This window comes from Halotalea alkalilenta (genome assembly GCF_001648175.1).
Classification (GTDB): Bacteria; Pseudomonadota; Gammaproteobacteria; order Pseudomonadales; family Halomonadaceae; genus Halotalea; species Halotalea alkalilenta_A.
On sequence record NZ_CP015243.1, the window covers coordinates 4,153,203 to 4,168,375 of the forward strand.

Below are 15,173 nucleotides of genomic sequence, written 5' to 3' on the forward strand. Positions count from 1 at the left end.
GCTCCATTTGTCGACAACCCCGGGTGAAAGAAAGACCGGACCTGGAAGAGAACAGGGATGAATAACGCCGATATCAGCGTACCTGCTGGAAAATTGGCGATATCGCCGAGACTCACCTCCTCCTCTCAACGGTGCGGATGATCGACCCACCCTGGGCATGAAAAATTAAACGGAAACAATTTCCATAAAACGGAAATAAACGATCCACACGGGAGACCGACGGATGACCGACACACTCCAGCAGCAGATCGATAAGCTCCAGCAGAGCTGGGACACTCCCCGTTGGCAGGACATTCAACGCCCGTTCGACGCCGCCAAGGTGATCGAGCTGCGTGGTTCGGTGGTACCTGCCTGCACCCTCGCAAACCGTGGCGCCGAGCGCCTCTGGACCGCCCTCCATGGAGATTCGCGCAAAGGCTACATCAATGCCCTCGGCGCACTCACCGGCGGCCAGGCGCTGCAGCAGGCCAAGGCTGGTATCGAGGCGATCTATCTCTCCGGTTGGCAGGTCGCCGCCGATGCCAACCTGGCCGGTGAAATGTATCCGGACCAATCCCTCTACCCGGCCAACTCGGTGCCCGCGGTGGTCGACAAGATCAACCGCACCTTCCGCCGCGCCGACCAGATCCAATGGGCCAGCGGCAAGCGCCCGGGAGACGAAGGCTACATCGACTACTTCCTGCCGATCGTCGCCGATGCGGAGGCCGGCTTCGGCGGGGTGCTCAATGCCTTCGAACTGATGAAGTCGATGATCGAGGCCGGCGCTGCCGCCGTGCACTTCGAGGACCAGCTGGCAGCGGTGAAGAAATGCGGCCACATGGGCGGCAAAGTGCTGGTACCGACCCAGGAAGCGGTGCAGAAGCTCGTGGCCGCCCGCCTCGCCGCCGATGTGCTCGGCACCAGTACGCTGGTCATCGCCCGTACCGATGCCGACGCGGCGGACCTGCTGACCTCGGACTGCGACCCCAACGACAGCCCGTTTCTCACCGGTGAGCGCACCGCCGAGGGCTTCTTCCGCACCGAGGCCGGCATCGATCAGGCGATCAGCCGCGGGCTGGCCTACGCCCCCTATGCCGACCTGGTCTGGTGCGAGACCTCGAAGCCTGATCTCGACCAGGCGCAGCGCTTCGCCGAGGCGATCCACGCCAAGTTCCCCGGTAAGCTGCTGGCCTACAACTGCTCGCCCTCGTTCAACTGGAAGCGCAACCTGGACGACGCCACCATCGCCCGCTTCCAGGCGGCGCTTGCCGAGATGGGCTATCGCTTCCAGTTCATCACCCTCGCCGGCATCCACAGCATGTGGTTCAACATGTTCGATCTCGCCCATGCCTATGCGCGCGGCGAGGGGATGAAGCACTACGTGGAGAAGGTCCAGCAGCCGGAGTTTGCCGCCCAACCGCTCGGCTACAGCTTCGTCTCCCACCAGCAGGAGGTAGGCACCGGCTACTTCGACAAGCTCACCAACCTGATCCAAGGGGGCAGCTCCTCGGTGACCGCGCTCGATCGGTCGACCGAAGCCGAACAGTTCTAGGTTTCGCCCACTGGATCGACGGGCGAAGGTGGGACAAGGCCAGGGCTCCTGTACGAACGCCGCCCCTTCATCGGGCCGGCGTTCGCCGATGCGTTCAGGGAGGACGAGGAATGCAGCTGGAACACTTGATCGCGCAGACCATCCTGCAAGGGTTCGATGCCCAGTACGGACGCTTCCTCGAAGTGACCGCCGGTGCCCAGCGCCGCTTCGAGTCGCGCGACTGGCACGCAGTACAGGCGGCGATGAAAAAGCGCATCCATCTCTACGACCATCACGTCGGCCTGGTGGTCGAGCAGCTGCGCCGGATCATGCGCGGCAAGTGCGTGCCGCTTTCGCGCATGCCAAGGATCAAGAAGCTCTATACCGAACTGCTGCCGGACTATCCCCGCTTCGAGATCGCCGAGAGCTTCTTCAACTCGGTGCACTGTCGGCTGTTCGACCACCGCGAGCTGGACCAGACCCACATGTTCCTCGAGAGCTCCCAGCCCCGCGTGCGCTTCGAGGAATTCCCCCGTCCGCTGGCCCGAGAGCTGCCCGTCGGCGACGCTTTGCAACAAACCCTGCGCGGGCTGCTCGAGGGGCTCGCATTGCGCAAGCCCTGGGAGGATCTAGAACGCGATGCGGGGCTTGTGGCCGAGATGCTGGCCGAGCGCTTCGGCGAATCACTCATCGGTGCCCGGATCGAGGCATGCAACGAGCTTTTCTTCCGCAACAAGGCCGCCTGGCTGATCGCCAAGCTGAGGCTCGGCAATGGCGAGACCCATCCGCTGCTACTGCCGATCCACATCGATCCCGAGAGCAGGCTCTCGGTCGACGCCTGCCTCACCGATAGCGCCCAGGCCAGCATCGTATTCGGCTTCGCCCGTGCCTATTTCATGGTCTATGCGCCGCTGCCGGCGGCACTGGTCGCTTGGCTGCGCGAGATCCTGCCGAGCAAGACCACCGCCGAACTCTACTCGGCGATCGGCTGCCAGAAGCACGGCAAGACCGAGTGCTATCGCGAGTACCTGGCCGCCGTCGCCAGCAGCGAGGAGCATTTCGAACTGGCCCCCGGCACCGCGGGGATGGTGATGCTGGTCTTCGTGCTGCCAGGCTACGAACGGGTGTTCAAGGTGATACGCGACCGCTTCGCCCCACCCAAGGAGGTCACCCCCGCACGCGTCAGGGAATGCTATCGGCTGGTCAAGGAGCACGACCGCGTTGGCCGGATGGCGGATACCCAGGAGTACGAACATTTCGTCTTCGACAAGCGCAGGCTTTCACCGGCGCTGCTCGAGGAGCTGCGCCGGGAGACTCCAAGCAAACTGGAGGAAAGCGGTGATCAGGTGGTGATCTCCCATCTCTATATCGAACGCAGGATGACCCCTCTGAATCTCTATCTTCGCGATGCCAACCCAGGCCAGGCGCTGGGGGCGGTGGAGGAGTACGGCCTGGCGATCAAGCAGCTCGCCGCGGCGAACATCTTCCCGGGCGACATGCTGACCAAGAACTTCGGCGTCACGCGTCATGGCCGGGTGGTGTTCTACGACTATGACGAGATTCGCTACATGACCGAGATCAACTTCCGCGAGATCCCACCGCCGCGCTACCCGGAGGACGAGTTCGCCAGCGAGCCCTGGTACAGCGTCGGTGCCGATGACGTCTTCCCCGAAGAGTTCCGCCACTTCCTGCTCACCACCCCGGCGTTCAAGGCCCACTTCGAGCGCCTCCATGGCGAGCTGTTCCGAGCCGACTACTGGCGCGGACTGCAGCAGCGCATCGAACAGGGCCACATCGAGGATGTCTTCGCCTACCCGCAGGCGCAGCGCCTGCGACATCGCCATCCGCCCGCGCTTGCAGCGCAGGCGGAGCTCTAAGCGCGCTCCAGAGCCAAGTCGCCCTGGCCGGTTCCAGCTGGGTCGAGCGGATATAAGAAGGTAAATAGCATATGGAATTTCATTCTTAGTCCTTTCGCGAAGGGGACGTTAGAGTGCCGCCCATTCATGCCAGACTGGCAAGTCCCCAATTCCCGTTGGAACGAAGAGAGAATCCCATCGATGAGACTGCGCCACATTGCCGCCGTGCTCGCCATGACCGCGAGTGCGGCCCTGCTCGCTCCCACCGCCCAGGCCGAGACCATCCGGGTCGGCATGTCGGGAGGCTACTATCCGTTCACCTTCGTGCGCCAGGACCAGCTCCAAGGCTTCGAGATCGACGTAATGAACGCGGTCGGCGAAAAACTCGGCGACGAGGTGCAGTTCGTCACCGCCAGCTTCTCAGGCCTAGCCGGCATGCTCGACAGCGGGCGGATCGATACCATCGCCAACCAGATCACCATCACGCCCGAGCGCGAAGCCAAGTACCTGTTCACCCAGCCCTATGTCTATGACGGCGCCCAGCTGGGCGTGCGCGAGGGCAACGATTCGATCCACGGCCCGGAAGATCTCGACGGCAAGCGCGTAGCGGTCAACCTCGGTTCGAACTACGAGCAGCTGCTGCGCCAGCTCCCCAACGCCGACCAAATCGACATCCGTACCTACGACAGCGGGATCGAGCAGGATGTCGCACTCGGCCGGGTCGATGCCTTCGTGATGGATCGCTCGAGCATCAGCGAGCTGATCAAATCCTCGCCGCTACCGCTCGAGCTCGCCGGCGAGCCTTTCTCCCGGATCGAGAATGCACTGCCGTTTCGTAACGACGACGAGGGCCGTGCGCTGCGCGACCGAGTCGATCAGGCGCTGAGCGAGCTGCGCGAGGACGGTACGCTCAAGGAGATCTCCGAGCGCTGGATCGGCATCGACATCACCCAGGCGCCCTGACCGGTGTCGCTCGACTTCGACTACATGCTGGTGCTGGCGCCGATCCTGCTCGGCTACCTGCCGCTGACCCTGCAGATGGCGACCATCGCCATGGCGCTGGCGCTGGTACTGGCTTCGCTGCTGGCGGTGGTGCGGGTGCTGCGTACCCCGGTGCTCTACCAGGCGACGGGCCTGTTCATCTCGTTCTTCCGCGGCACGCCGCTGCTGGTGCAGCTGTTCTTGTTCTACTACGGGCTGCCCCAGGTGCTCTCCTTCATGACCCGGATCGACGGCGTGACCGCGGCGGTAATGGGGCTGACCCTGCACTTCTCGGCCTACATGGCGGAATCGATCCGTGCCGCGATCGTCGGCGTCGACAGGAGCCAGACCGACGCGGCGCTGTCGATCGGCATGACCCAGGCGCAGATGATGCGTCGGATCGTGCTGCCCCAAGCGGTGCGGGTGGCGCTGCCGACGCTGGTCAACTACTTCATCGACATGATCAAGTCGACCTCGCTCGCTTTCACCCTGGGCGTCACCGAAATGATGGGCGCGACCCAGAAGGAAGCCGCCAGCAGCTTTCTCTATTTCGAGGCCTTCCTCACCGTGGCGGTGATCTATTGGGTGGTAGTCGAGGCGCTCTCGTTCGTCCAGCGCCGTCTCGAGCGCTGGCTCGGCCGCGCCTACCATCGCTGACCGAGGCATGATCCAGTGAATGAGAGCCTCACATGATCGAACTTCGCGGGCTGACCAAGCGCTTCGGCGCCAACACCGTACTCGACGGCATCGACCTGGATATCGCCGAGGGCGAGATCGTGGTGGTGATCGGCCCTTCCGGGACCGGTAAATCCACCCTGCTACGCTGCTTCAACCTGCTCGAACGCCCCGACGCAGGGCGACTTACGATCGACGGACTGACCCTCGATCTGGCCCACTGCGACCGCCGGCAAGCCCTCGCGCTGCGACGGCGCACCGCCTTCGTGTTCCAGAACTATGCGCTGTTCGCCAACAAGAACGCGCTCGACAACATCGCCGAGCGGCTGATCATCGTCGACCGCCTGCCCAAGCGCGAGGCCCACGCCCGCGCCAGGGAGATTCTCGCCAGGGTCGGGCTGGCCAACCGCGAGACGAGCTATCCGAGCTCGCTTTCGGGCGGCCAGCAGCAGCGCATCGGCATCGGTCGCGCAATGGCCGCCAATGCGGCACTGATGCTGTTCGACGAGCCGACCTCGGCGCTCGACCCAGAGTGGGTCGATGAAGTGCTGGCGGTGATGAAGGACCTGGCACTGGCGCGCCAGACCATGCTGGTGGTGACCCACGAGATGCGCTTCGCTCGCGATCTGGCCGATCGAGTGATCTTCATGGAGGGAGGGCGGATCGTCGAACAGGGCCCGCCGAGCGAGCTGTTCACCCGACCGGCGGACCCGCGCACCCGTGCCTTCCTGCGCAAGGTGCTGCCGGATGCCGAGGTTTGAGCGCAGCCAGGTTTCTGCGATGAGCGCGGCCTAGGACGAGTGCAGCGCGACCCGCGCCTCGGGAGCGCCGCCGCCCCAGGCCCGGGTCAGCTCCTTGGCGGTCTGGATGGCCAGCGCCCCGATCTCGATCACCCGGTCGTCGGTGATACGCGACACCGGCCCAGAGATGGAGATCGCCGCGAACGGCTCGCGATACTCATTGAACAAGCAGGCGGCGACGCAGCGCAGGCCGAGCGCGTGCTCCTCATCGTCGAACGAGAAGCCCTGCTTGCGGATCATCGACAGGTTGGCCTTGAGCGTCTTCGGCGTGGTCAGCGTGTGCGGGGTGTAGGCGTGCATGCCCTTGCGATGGAGCAGCTGGGTGAGACGCTCGTCGTCAAGCGTCGAGAGCAGCGCCTTGCCCGCTCCGGAGGCATGCATCGGCAGCTTGCCGCCGATCGAGGCGGACATCCGCATCAACTGGTTGCACTGCACCTGATCGATGATGATCGCATCGAAATTGACCCGATCGAGCACCGCCAGGTTGACCGTCTCGCCCGAGCGCTCCATCAGCGTGCGCAGCTTCGGATGGACCATCGCCAGCAGGTTGCGGCTATCGAGGAAGCTGGCGCCGACGATGAACGCACGGGGCCCAATCGCCCACAGGCCAAGGTCACCCACCTGCCTGACGAACTCCTGCTGGGCCAGGGTGGTGAGCAGCCGATGGGTAGTCGAATTGGCCAGTCCGGCGCGCTGGGCGAGCTCGGTCAACGCGATGCTGCCGTTCGCCTCGGCGATGTACTCGAGCAGTTTCATGCCGCGCGACAGCGACTGCACCTGGCCGACTGGAGCGGCGGTAGCAGCGGCGGCGCGAGGCTTCTTGCCGCGCTTCGAGGTAGGAGTTGTCACCAAGGCAGGTCCTGCACACAGGGAATGAACGCGCGAGCCCCCATGATAGCGCCTCGCGCCGCCGGATTCGACCGGGGCACGCAGCTCGCGGCGACTCCCCAGAACGGACAGCCCCGGCGATCTGCCTCAATACGCGTAACACTCACCCGGGATTTCGCCGACTAAGACAAGGGCGGCGGGGACAAGGTGCGAGCCGTCTGGCATGGCAGGCCCATGGAAACCGCGCGCAACCAAGTCTCGTTTTTCACCGCCCCCTCTGGGTCGCGATCGAACGGCTAGAGGTTTTCCAGCGGGCCAGCGGGCAGTTCGATGCTGCGTTCCTCGCTGATGTGCTGCGCCGACCGCGACAGGGAGATGCGAAACTCGCCTCCCTCGAGGCGCCAATGCCGGGTGTCGCTGTCGAAGCGGGCGAGCTGGCGTGGGTCGATCTCCACGCTCAGTTCACGCCGTTCCCCCGGCTCGAGCGATACGCTCTGCCAGCCGGCCAGGCGCGCCGGAGAACCATCCGGGGCACGCACGTAAAGCTGCGGTACGGTACGGCCTTGCCGCTCGCCGGTGTTGGTCACGGTGAAACGTGCGCGTACGACCTGGCCGTCACGCTCGAGCTCGAGCCCGCTCTGGTCGAACTCCGTGTAGGAGAGCCCAAAGCCGAAGGGGTAGAGCGGTGCTTCCTGCCCGCGCTCGAACCAGCGATAGCCGACATCGGCGCCTTCGATGTCGTAGTCGACATCGAAGAATTCACTGTTGCCGACGGTGATACCGGGAATGTTCGGGCGCGGCAGCTGCTGCGTGCTCCGCGGGAAGGTTACCGGCAGCCGGCCGGCCGGATTCTTGACCCCGAACAGCACGTTGGCGATGGCCTCTCCACCACGCTGCCCCGGATACCAGGCCGCAACGATACCGTTGACGCGATCATGCCACGGCATCGCCACCGGCCCGCCGGTCTGCAGCACGACGACCGTGTTGGGATTGGCCTGGGCCACCGCTTCGATCAGTTCGTCCTGATGACCGTCGAGCGACAAGGAAGCCATGTCGAAGGTCTCGGCGGTCCACTGCTCGACGAACACCACCGCGACATCGCTGTCACGGGCTAGCGCCACGGCTTGATCGATATCGTCGCCGGCAGCGAATTCGATCCGCGCATTCGGGGCGTGACGCTCGATCGCCGCCAAAGGAGGCGAGCGTGGATAGAGACGTTGAGTGTTCACTCCTTCCGGCGGCACCAGTTCCGGCACGGCATCGCCGCCGACCGGGTTGACCGCCGCCGAACCACCACCGGCGACGACACCTTTGTCCGCATGCCCGCCAATCACGACGATATGGCGATCGCGCTCTGCATCGAGCGGTAGCTGCCGCTGCTCGTTTCGCAGCAGCACCATGGCGTTTTCCGCGACCTCCTGTGCGACCCGAGCATTGGCTTCGACATCGATCGGTTCATCGCCAGGAGGATTGTCCACCAGGCCCGTGGCGAAATAGCTGCGCAGGATCCTGTAGACCATGTCATCGATGCGCTCGGAACTGACCGCGCCGCTGTCCACCGCCTTTTCCAATGGTGCGCCGAAATGCACGATGCCATCGAACGCCTCAGCGGCGGACTGCTGATCGAGACCGGCGTTGGCTGCTTCGACGCTGGTATAGACCGCTCCCCAGTCGGACATGACGAAACCGGGATACCCCCACTCGCCCTTGAGCACCTGATGGAGGAGATAGTCGTTCTCGCAGGCGTAATCGCCATTGACGCGGTTGTAGCCGCACATCACCGCTCCCGGCTCCCCGCCCTCGATCGCATACTGGAACGAGAGCAGATCCGACTCCTGGAGCGCCTGGTCGCCGATCTCCGCACTCAACTTATGGCGGCCCGTCTCCTGGGCATTGACGGCATAGTGCTTGACCGTCGACATCACATCCTGGCGCTGGATGCCTTCGACCTTGGCCGCCGCCATCTTGCCGGAAAGAAGCGGATCTTCGCCCGGCATTTCGAAATTGCGCCCGGCACGTGGATCGCGTATCAACCCGGCGGTACCGGCAAGCAGTACGTTGAACCCGAAGTGGCGGGCTTCCTTGGCGATCATCTCGCCCCCCAGGCGCGACAGCTCCGGCTGCCAGGTCGCGGCGGTAGCCAGCACCGAGGGCAAGGTAGTCGCTTCGCGGCCAGGATCGATCAAGCCTGGGTTGGTGACGCCAAGGTCGGCGTCGGTCTGCTGCTGAGCGGGAATCCCCAATCGCGGTATACCGGGTACATAGCCAGCCGAACCGATGGCTCGATGATCTTTTTCCGTGAGGTCCATGGGGGCGGCGAACTCCCCATAGAGCAGACGCATCTTTTCCACCATGGTCATTTCAGCGAGCGCATCATGGGCGCGCTGATCCGCCGAGCGTGAAGCGTCCATCCAAGGAGCCCGCGCGATGGCTTCCTCGCGGGCCTGCTCCGCCATAGCCAAGCGTTGCGGTCGTTGATCCAGCACGGGGGGCAACTGCGCGGCGGCAATAGACGCCCATGGGAAAATCAGCGGTGTGATAGCAGTCAATAGAAGACGTAGGCACATCGTGTCGCGTCTCTTCTTGTCGATGTGGTTCCTGCCCCTGGAAGGGGATGAACGCACCACCTTAGTATTATTCGCCTTATCACTTCGCATCGAAATGTTATCGCCGAGTAGTCTCCGTGCGTAGATACGTAGTTGGTCACGATGCGGAGTCGTGCTCGGCTGCGCCGATCAGATTCCCAGATGCCGGGCGACCAGTTCGTCGCTGAGCGACTCGATCGGCCCCTCGGCAACGTTGCGACCGCGATCGATCAGCGCAAAGCGATCGGCATAGCGGCGGGCGAACGGAAGCTTCTGTTCGACCAGCAGCACGGTGAGCCCGTCCTCGTCGATCAGCCGACGCAGTACCCGACCGATCTCGGTGACGATGTTCGGCTGGATGCCCTCTCCCGGCTCGTCGAGGATCAGCAGCCGGGGCGCCAGGGTCAGGGCGCGGGCGATCGCCAGCTGCTGCTGCTGGCCGCCGGAGAGATCGCCACCGCGCCGCCCGCGCATCTCGAGCAACACCGGGAAGAGCTCGTAGATCCGCTCGGGAATCCGCTTGCTTCGCCCGATGCCCAGCCCCGTGCGCAGGTTCTCCTCGACGCTGAGCAGCGGAAATATCTGCCGCCCCTGGGGCACGTAGCCAATACCGAGACGCGGGCGCGCCTCGATCGGCAACCGAGAGATGTCGGTGCCGTCGAACAAAAGCTTCCCGCCGCGAATCGGCACCTCGCCCATCACCGCTTTCAGCATCGTGGTCTTGCCCACCCCATTGCGGCCGAGCACGCAGGTGCACTGCCGCTGCGCCACCTCGAGCTCGAGCCCCCAGAGGGTGTGGCTCTCGCCGTAGAACTGGTCGATCTTGTCGATCGATAGCAACGCAGGCGAACTCATCGTACGAGCTCCTCTTCAGGGGCACCGAGATAGACTTCCGCCACCCTGGAATCCTTGGACACCTGATCCATCGTTCCCTCCGCCAATACCCTCCCCTGGTGAAGCACGGTGACCTTGTTCGCGATCGAGCGCACGAAGCCCATGTCGTGTTCGACCACCACCACCGAATGGCGCCCGGCCAAGCCACGCAGCAGCTCGGCGGTACGCGCCATCTCGCGCTCGGTCATTCCCGCCACCGGCTCGTCGACCAGCAAAAGGCGCGGGCGCTGCATCAGCAGCATGCCGATCTCGAGCCACTGCTTCTGCCCGTGGGAGAGTACGCCAGCGGCGCGATCGCGCTGCTCGGTGAGCTGGATCAGCTCCAGCGTCTCCTCGATCCGCTCGCGCGCTTGGGCATCGAGCCGCGCGAATAGGCTCGGCCACAGCCGCTTGTCGCTGGCACCCGCGAGTTCGAGGTTCTCGAACACACTGAGCGCCTCGAATACGGTGGGCTTTTGGAACTTGCGGCCGATACCGAGCGTTGCGATCTGCGGCTCGTCGAGGCGCAGCAGGTCGTGACGGGTGCCAAACCAGACCTCGCCACTGTCCGGACGGGTCTTGCCGGTGATGATGTCCATCATCGTGGTCTTGCCCGCACCGTTGGGACCGATGATGCAGCGCAGTTCGCCGTCGTCGATGGTCAGTGACAGGCGGTCGATCGCCTTGAACCCATCGAAGCTGACGCTGACCTCGTCGAGATAGAGGATCGGCCCATGACGCACATCGACCGGCGACTCGCGGGGCTTGAGGAAATCGAACACCCGGTCACGCTGGATCAGTGAGGAGAGCGGCTTCATGTCAACGCCTCCCGGTCCTCGTCCCGTTTGGCGCTCTTGCGCCTGCGCAGCTGTGCGAGCAGCCCAGCGATCCCTTGGGGCAGCAGCAAAGTGGCAGCGACGAACAGCCCACCGAGGACGAACAGCCAGGCATCCGGCATCGCGGAGGTCAACCAGGTCTTGGCGTAGTTGACCACGAGCGCGCCGATCACAGCGCCATAGAGAGTCGCGCGACCGCCGAGCGCGACCCACACCACCAGTTCGATCGAGAACAGTGGAGAGAACTCGTTGGGGTTGATGATCCCCACCTGGGGCACGTAGAGGGCGCCGGCAAGCCCGGCCAGCATCGCCGAAACGACGAACACGTAGAGCTGCACGCGTTCGACTCGGTAACCGAGAAAGCGCACCCGGTTCGAGGCGTCGCGAACCGCCATCCCGACGCGCCCGAGACGGCTGGAGATCAGCGCGCGACAGACCAGGTAGCCGAACATCAGCGCGACTCCGGAGGCGATGAACAGCCCCAGCCGGGTCGACCCCTGGCGCAGGTCGAAACCGAGCAGCTCGCGGAAGTCGGTGAGCCCGTTGTTGCCACCGAAGCCCATTTCGTTGCGCAGGAAGGCGAGCATCAGCGCAAAGGTCAGCGCCTGGGTGATGATCGAGAGATAGACCCCCGAGACCCTCGAACGAAAGGCGAAGTAACCGAACGCAAAGGCCAGAAGCCCAGGCACCAGCAGCGCCATGACCAGGGCGAACCAGAACATGTCGAAGCCATGCCAGTACCACGGCAACCGGTCCCAGTTGAGGAACACCATGAAGTCCGGCAGCTCCGGGTTGCCATAGACGCCCCGCTCGCCGATACCACGCATCAGGTACATCCCCATCGCGTAGCCGCCGAGGGCGAAGAACGCCCCGTGCCCGAGGCTCAGTACCCCGAGATAGCCCCACACCAGGTCCAGGGCGACGGCGAGCAGCGCATAGCAGAGATACTTGCCGAGCAGGTTCACGGTGTAGGCGGAGACGTGCAGCGGATGGCCCGCCGGCAGCGCCAGGTGGAGCAAGGTCACCAGCGCCAGCGCCGCGCAGACGCTGAACAGGAACACCTGGGTGGAACGCTCATGCCAGGGGCGCACCAGCCAGCCATGGGCCATGCCGGCCCGCTTGGCGGCGAAATCTTCCGACATCGGTCAACCCTCCGCGGCGCGGCCCTTCTGCGGGAAGAGTCCGCGCGGGCGTTTCTGGATGAAAAGGATGATGAACACCAGCACCGCGATCTTCGCCAGCACCGCACCGACCCAAGGTTCGAGCCACTGGTTGACGATCCCGAGCGAGAGCCCGGCGACCAGCGTGCCCCAGAGATTCCCCACCCCACCGAACACCACCACCATGAAGGAATCGATGATGTAGTTCTGGCCCATGCTCGGGCCTACGTTGGTGAGCTGCGACAGCGCCACTCCGGCGAGCCCGGCGACCCCGGAGCCGAGGGCGAAGGTGAGCAGGTCGACGCGCGAGGCGCGAATCCCCATCGCCCGGGCCATCGCGCGGTTCTGGGTCACCGCGCGCACCTCGAGACCGAGCCGGGTGGCGCGCATCACCGCGAGCAGAGCGAGAAACACCAGCGCTGCGAACAGCATCACGTAGAGCCTGTTGAGCGTCAGCGACAGGCCGTCGATCACCATCACTGACCCACTCATCCATTCCGGCGTGACCACGCTGCGGTTTTGCGGCGAGATCATCGTGCGCACCAGCTGCTGCAGGATCAGGCTGACCCCGAAAGTGGCGAGCAGGGTCTCCAGCGGGCGCCCCTTGAGATAGCGGATCACGCCACGCTCGAGCACGATGCCGACCAGTGCCGAGACCAGGAATCCAGCCGGGATCGCCAGCAGCACCGCGAGCCCCGGCTGGCCCGGCAGCCATTGCTGCAGCATCCAGGTGGTGTAGGCGCCGAGCATGATCAGCTCGCCATGGGCCATGTTGATCACCCCCATCACACCGAAGGTGATCGCAAGCCCTATCGCCGCCAGCACCAGCACCGAGCCCATGCTCAGGCCGAAGAACAGCTGCTGCAGCCAGCGATTGATCTCGGCACGTCGCTCGATCTCCCCCAGCGCCTGCTGCGCGGCGGCGGCCATCTGCGCATCGCCGCTCTGCGCCGCGCGGGTCAGGGCGAGGCGCACGGCGTTGTCCTGGCTGCCACGCAGCGCTTCGATCGCGGTCACATCGCCGTGCTCCAGCCTGGGCAACGCCAGCGCTCGCTCGAGCGCGGCACGCACGCTCTCGTCTTCTTCGCCTTCGAGCCGCGCCTCGATCAAGCTGGCGAGGTCGTCGTCGACGCGGCCGAACAGCCCGGCCGCTGCGGCGCGACGCACGGCGGGATCCTCGGCGGAAAGGTCGAGAGTGGCGATCGCACCGCGCAGCTGTACGCGCAGTGCGTTGTTGATCGGAATTCGTCTGAGCTCGCGACGCTCGATCGTGCCCATCGGCGCACCGTCGAGCGCCGCACGGGCCTCGAGGGAGCGTCCGCTGGTCGAAGCGACGATCACCAGCGTCCCGTCGCCTGCGAGTTGGAGACGGCCGTCGAGCATCGCTTCGAGCCACTCGCCCGCGCGTGGTGTACCGCTCGCGGCGACTGAGTTGATCGCCTCGCTCTTGTCGTTGAACGAACCGGTGCCGAGCGACTCGAGCAGTGCCGCGTCATCGGGCGACTGGGCATGCGCCTGCTGGCCGAGAATGACGACCATCAGGCAAGCACAGAGCCCGAGCAGCGCGAACAGCCTTGCGCCAGAGGAGGCGAATAAGGGCAGGGGGAAAAGCTTCATCGGTTTTCTCCGTGGGGTACCGCGCGGGGCGCAAGCGCCCCGCAACGGACTCACTCGGCGAGCGCGGCCTCGGCCTCTTGCGCAGCGGTACTGCCGCCACAGCTCATGGTCTGGACGTTGAGATTCCCGCAGCGCAGCGGTGCGCGCCAATCGCTGATCAGGTCACGCGAGCCGGGCAGGAAGTCCGACCATTCGTCGCCGGCGACGGTCGAAGGCGTCTCCCAGACCACCTGGAACTGGCCATCGTCCTGGATCTCACCGATGAACACAGGCTTAGTGATGTGGTGGTTGGGCATCATCGCGGCATAGCCGCCAGAGAGGTTCGGCACGGTGACGCCGATGATCGCCTCCTTGACCGCGTCGACATCGGTGGTACCGGCCTTGCGCACCGCTTCGAGCCACATGTTGAAGCCGATGTAGTGTGCCTCCATCGGGTCGTTGGTCACCGCCGCATCGTCCTGCGTGTAGGCCTGCCATGCATCGACGAATTCCGCATTGGCGTCGGTGTCGATGCTCTGGAAGTAGTTCCATGCGGCGAGATGGCCGACCAAGGGACCGGTATCGATGCCGGAGAGCTCCTGCTCGCCGACCGAGAAAGCGATCACCGGGATGTCGGAGGCATCGACCCCCTGGTTGGCGAGCTCGAGGTAGAACGGCACGTTGGCATCGCCGTTGATCGTCGAGACCACCGCGGTCGGCTTGCCCTGGGAACCGAACTGCTGGATCTGGGCGACGATGTTCTGCCAGTCCGAGTGTCCGAACGGGGTGTAGTTGATCATGATGTCTTCGTCCGCAATGCCGCGCTCGTCCTTGAGATAGGCCTCGAGGATGCGGTTGGCGGTACGCGGGTAGACGTAGTCCGTGCCTGCGAGCACGAAGCGCTCGATGCCGAGTTCGTCGATCAGGTAGTCGACCGCGGGGATCGCCTGCTGGTTGGGCGCCGCGCCGGTGTAGAAGACGTTCTGAGAGGACTCCTCGCCCTCGTACTGCACCGGGTAGAACAAAAGCCCATTGAGCTCCTCGACCACCGGCAGCATCGCCTTGCGCGAAACCGAGGTCCAGGCGCCGAAGATCACGTCGACCTGGTCCTGGGCCAGCAGCTGGCGCGCTTGTTCGGCGTACATCGGCCAGTTCGAGCCCGGGTCGACCACCACCGGCTGGAGCTGGCGCCCGAGCAGGCCGCCTCGCTCGTTTTGCTGCTCGATCAGCATCAGCATCTCGTCTTTGAGGACCGTCTCGCTGATCGCCATGGTGCCGGAGAGCGAATGGAGAATGCCGACCTTGATCGGACCTTGGTCCTGGGCGCTCGCCGGACCCGCCAGTCCCAGGCCCGTGCCGATTGCCAGGGCAAGGGTCGAGTTGCGCATCAGTGCACGCGTGATCATCGCTTGTCACCTCTGTTTTCTTTGTGGTTAGGGGTGTCGTCGAACATCGGCGCCCTCCCCTTCAAGG

Annotated in this window: 12 protein-coding genes; 5 read left to right on the forward strand and 7 right to left on the reverse strand. The window is 64.7% G+C overall.

Annotated elements, in window-relative coordinates; genetic code table 11:
* Positions 1–223 precede the first annotated feature (223 nt).
* From aceA to A5892_RS18595, 5 genes are all read left to right on the forward strand, one after another.
* Positions 224–1,531, forward strand: coding sequence for an isocitrate lyase (gene aceA, locus A5892_RS18575; protein ID WP_064124058.1), 1,308 nt, complete (start codon positions 224–226; stop codon positions 1,529–1,531).
* Between the two features lie 110 nt (positions 1,532–1,641).
* Entirely contained in the window at positions 1,642–3,387 is a 1,746-nt protein-coding gene (gene aceK, locus A5892_RS18580; protein ID WP_064124059.1) for a bifunctional isocitrate dehydrogenase kinase/phosphatase, read from the forward strand.
* 180 nt (positions 3,388–3,567) lie between these two features.
* Positions 3,568–4,329 carry an amino acid ABC transporter substrate-binding protein gene (locus A5892_RS18585; protein ID WP_064124060.1) on the forward strand — a complete coding sequence of 254 codons (762 nt, stop codon included), beginning with the start codon at positions 3,568–3,570 and terminating at the stop codon, positions 4,327–4,329.
* 24 nt (positions 4,330–4,353) lie between these two features.
* Positions 4,354–5,004 (forward strand): amino acid ABC transporter permease, encoded by a 651-nt coding sequence (locus tag A5892_RS18590; RefSeq protein ID WP_064124621.1) that lies wholly within the window; start codon positions 4,354–4,356, stop codon positions 5,002–5,004.
* A gap of 32 nt (positions 5,005–5,036) precedes the next feature.
* A complete protein-coding gene (locus A5892_RS18595; RefSeq protein ID WP_064124061.1) occupies positions 5,037–5,783 on the forward strand; it encodes an amino acid ABC transporter ATP-binding protein in 747 nt (248 codons plus the stop codon).
* Between the two features lie 30 nt (positions 5,784–5,813).
* On the opposite strand, the gene iclR is transcribed toward A5892_RS18595, so the two are convergent.
* From iclR to urtA, 7 genes are all read right to left on the reverse strand, one after another.
* Positions 5,814–6,671: a glyoxylate bypass operon transcriptional repressor IclR gene (iclR, locus tag A5892_RS18600; RefSeq protein WP_064124622.1), complete on the reverse strand. Its 858-nt coding sequence runs from the start codon at positions 6,669–6,671 to the stop codon at positions 5,814–5,816.
* Positions 6,672–6,946: 275 nt separating this feature from the next.
* Positions 6,947–9,061 carry a beta-glucosidase family protein gene (locus A5892_RS18605; RefSeq protein ID WP_223302735.1) on the reverse strand — a complete coding sequence of 705 codons (2,115 nt, stop codon included), beginning with the start codon at positions 9,059–9,061 and terminating at the stop codon, positions 6,947–6,949.
* 324 nt (positions 9,062–9,385) lie between these two features.
* Positions 9,386–10,075 carry an urea ABC transporter ATP-binding subunit UrtE gene (gene urtE / locus A5892_RS18610; protein WP_064124623.1) on the reverse strand — a complete coding sequence of 230 codons (690 nt, stop codon included), beginning with the start codon at positions 10,073–10,075 and terminating at the stop codon, positions 9,386–9,388.
* An 11-nt stretch (positions 10,076–10,086) separates the two neighbouring features.
* Positions 10,087–10,926 carry an urea ABC transporter ATP-binding protein UrtD gene (gene urtD, locus A5892_RS18615; RefSeq protein WP_064124063.1) on the reverse strand — a complete coding sequence of 280 codons (840 nt, stop codon included), beginning with the start codon at positions 10,924–10,926 and terminating at the stop codon, positions 10,087–10,089.
* The gene (urtC, locus tag A5892_RS18620; protein ID WP_223302736.1) at positions 10,923–12,086 is read right to left on the reverse strand and encodes an urea ABC transporter permease subunit UrtC; all 1,164 of its coding nucleotides are present in this window, start codon (positions 12,084–12,086) and stop codon (positions 10,923–10,925) included. Before urtC ends, urtD begins: the two co-directional genes overlap by 4 nt.
* Positions 12,087–12,089: 3 nt before the next feature.
* The gene (gene urtB, locus A5892_RS18625; protein ID WP_064124064.1) at positions 12,090–13,721 is read right to left on the reverse strand and encodes an urea ABC transporter permease subunit UrtB; all 1,632 of its coding nucleotides are present in this window, start codon (positions 13,719–13,721) and stop codon (positions 12,090–12,092) included.
* Between the two features lie 50 nt (positions 13,722–13,771).
* Entirely contained in the window at positions 13,772–15,088 is a 1,317-nt protein-coding gene (gene urtA, locus A5892_RS18630; RefSeq protein ID WP_411431769.1) for an urea ABC transporter substrate-binding protein, read from the reverse strand.
* Positions 15,089–15,173: the final 85 nt, after the last annotated feature.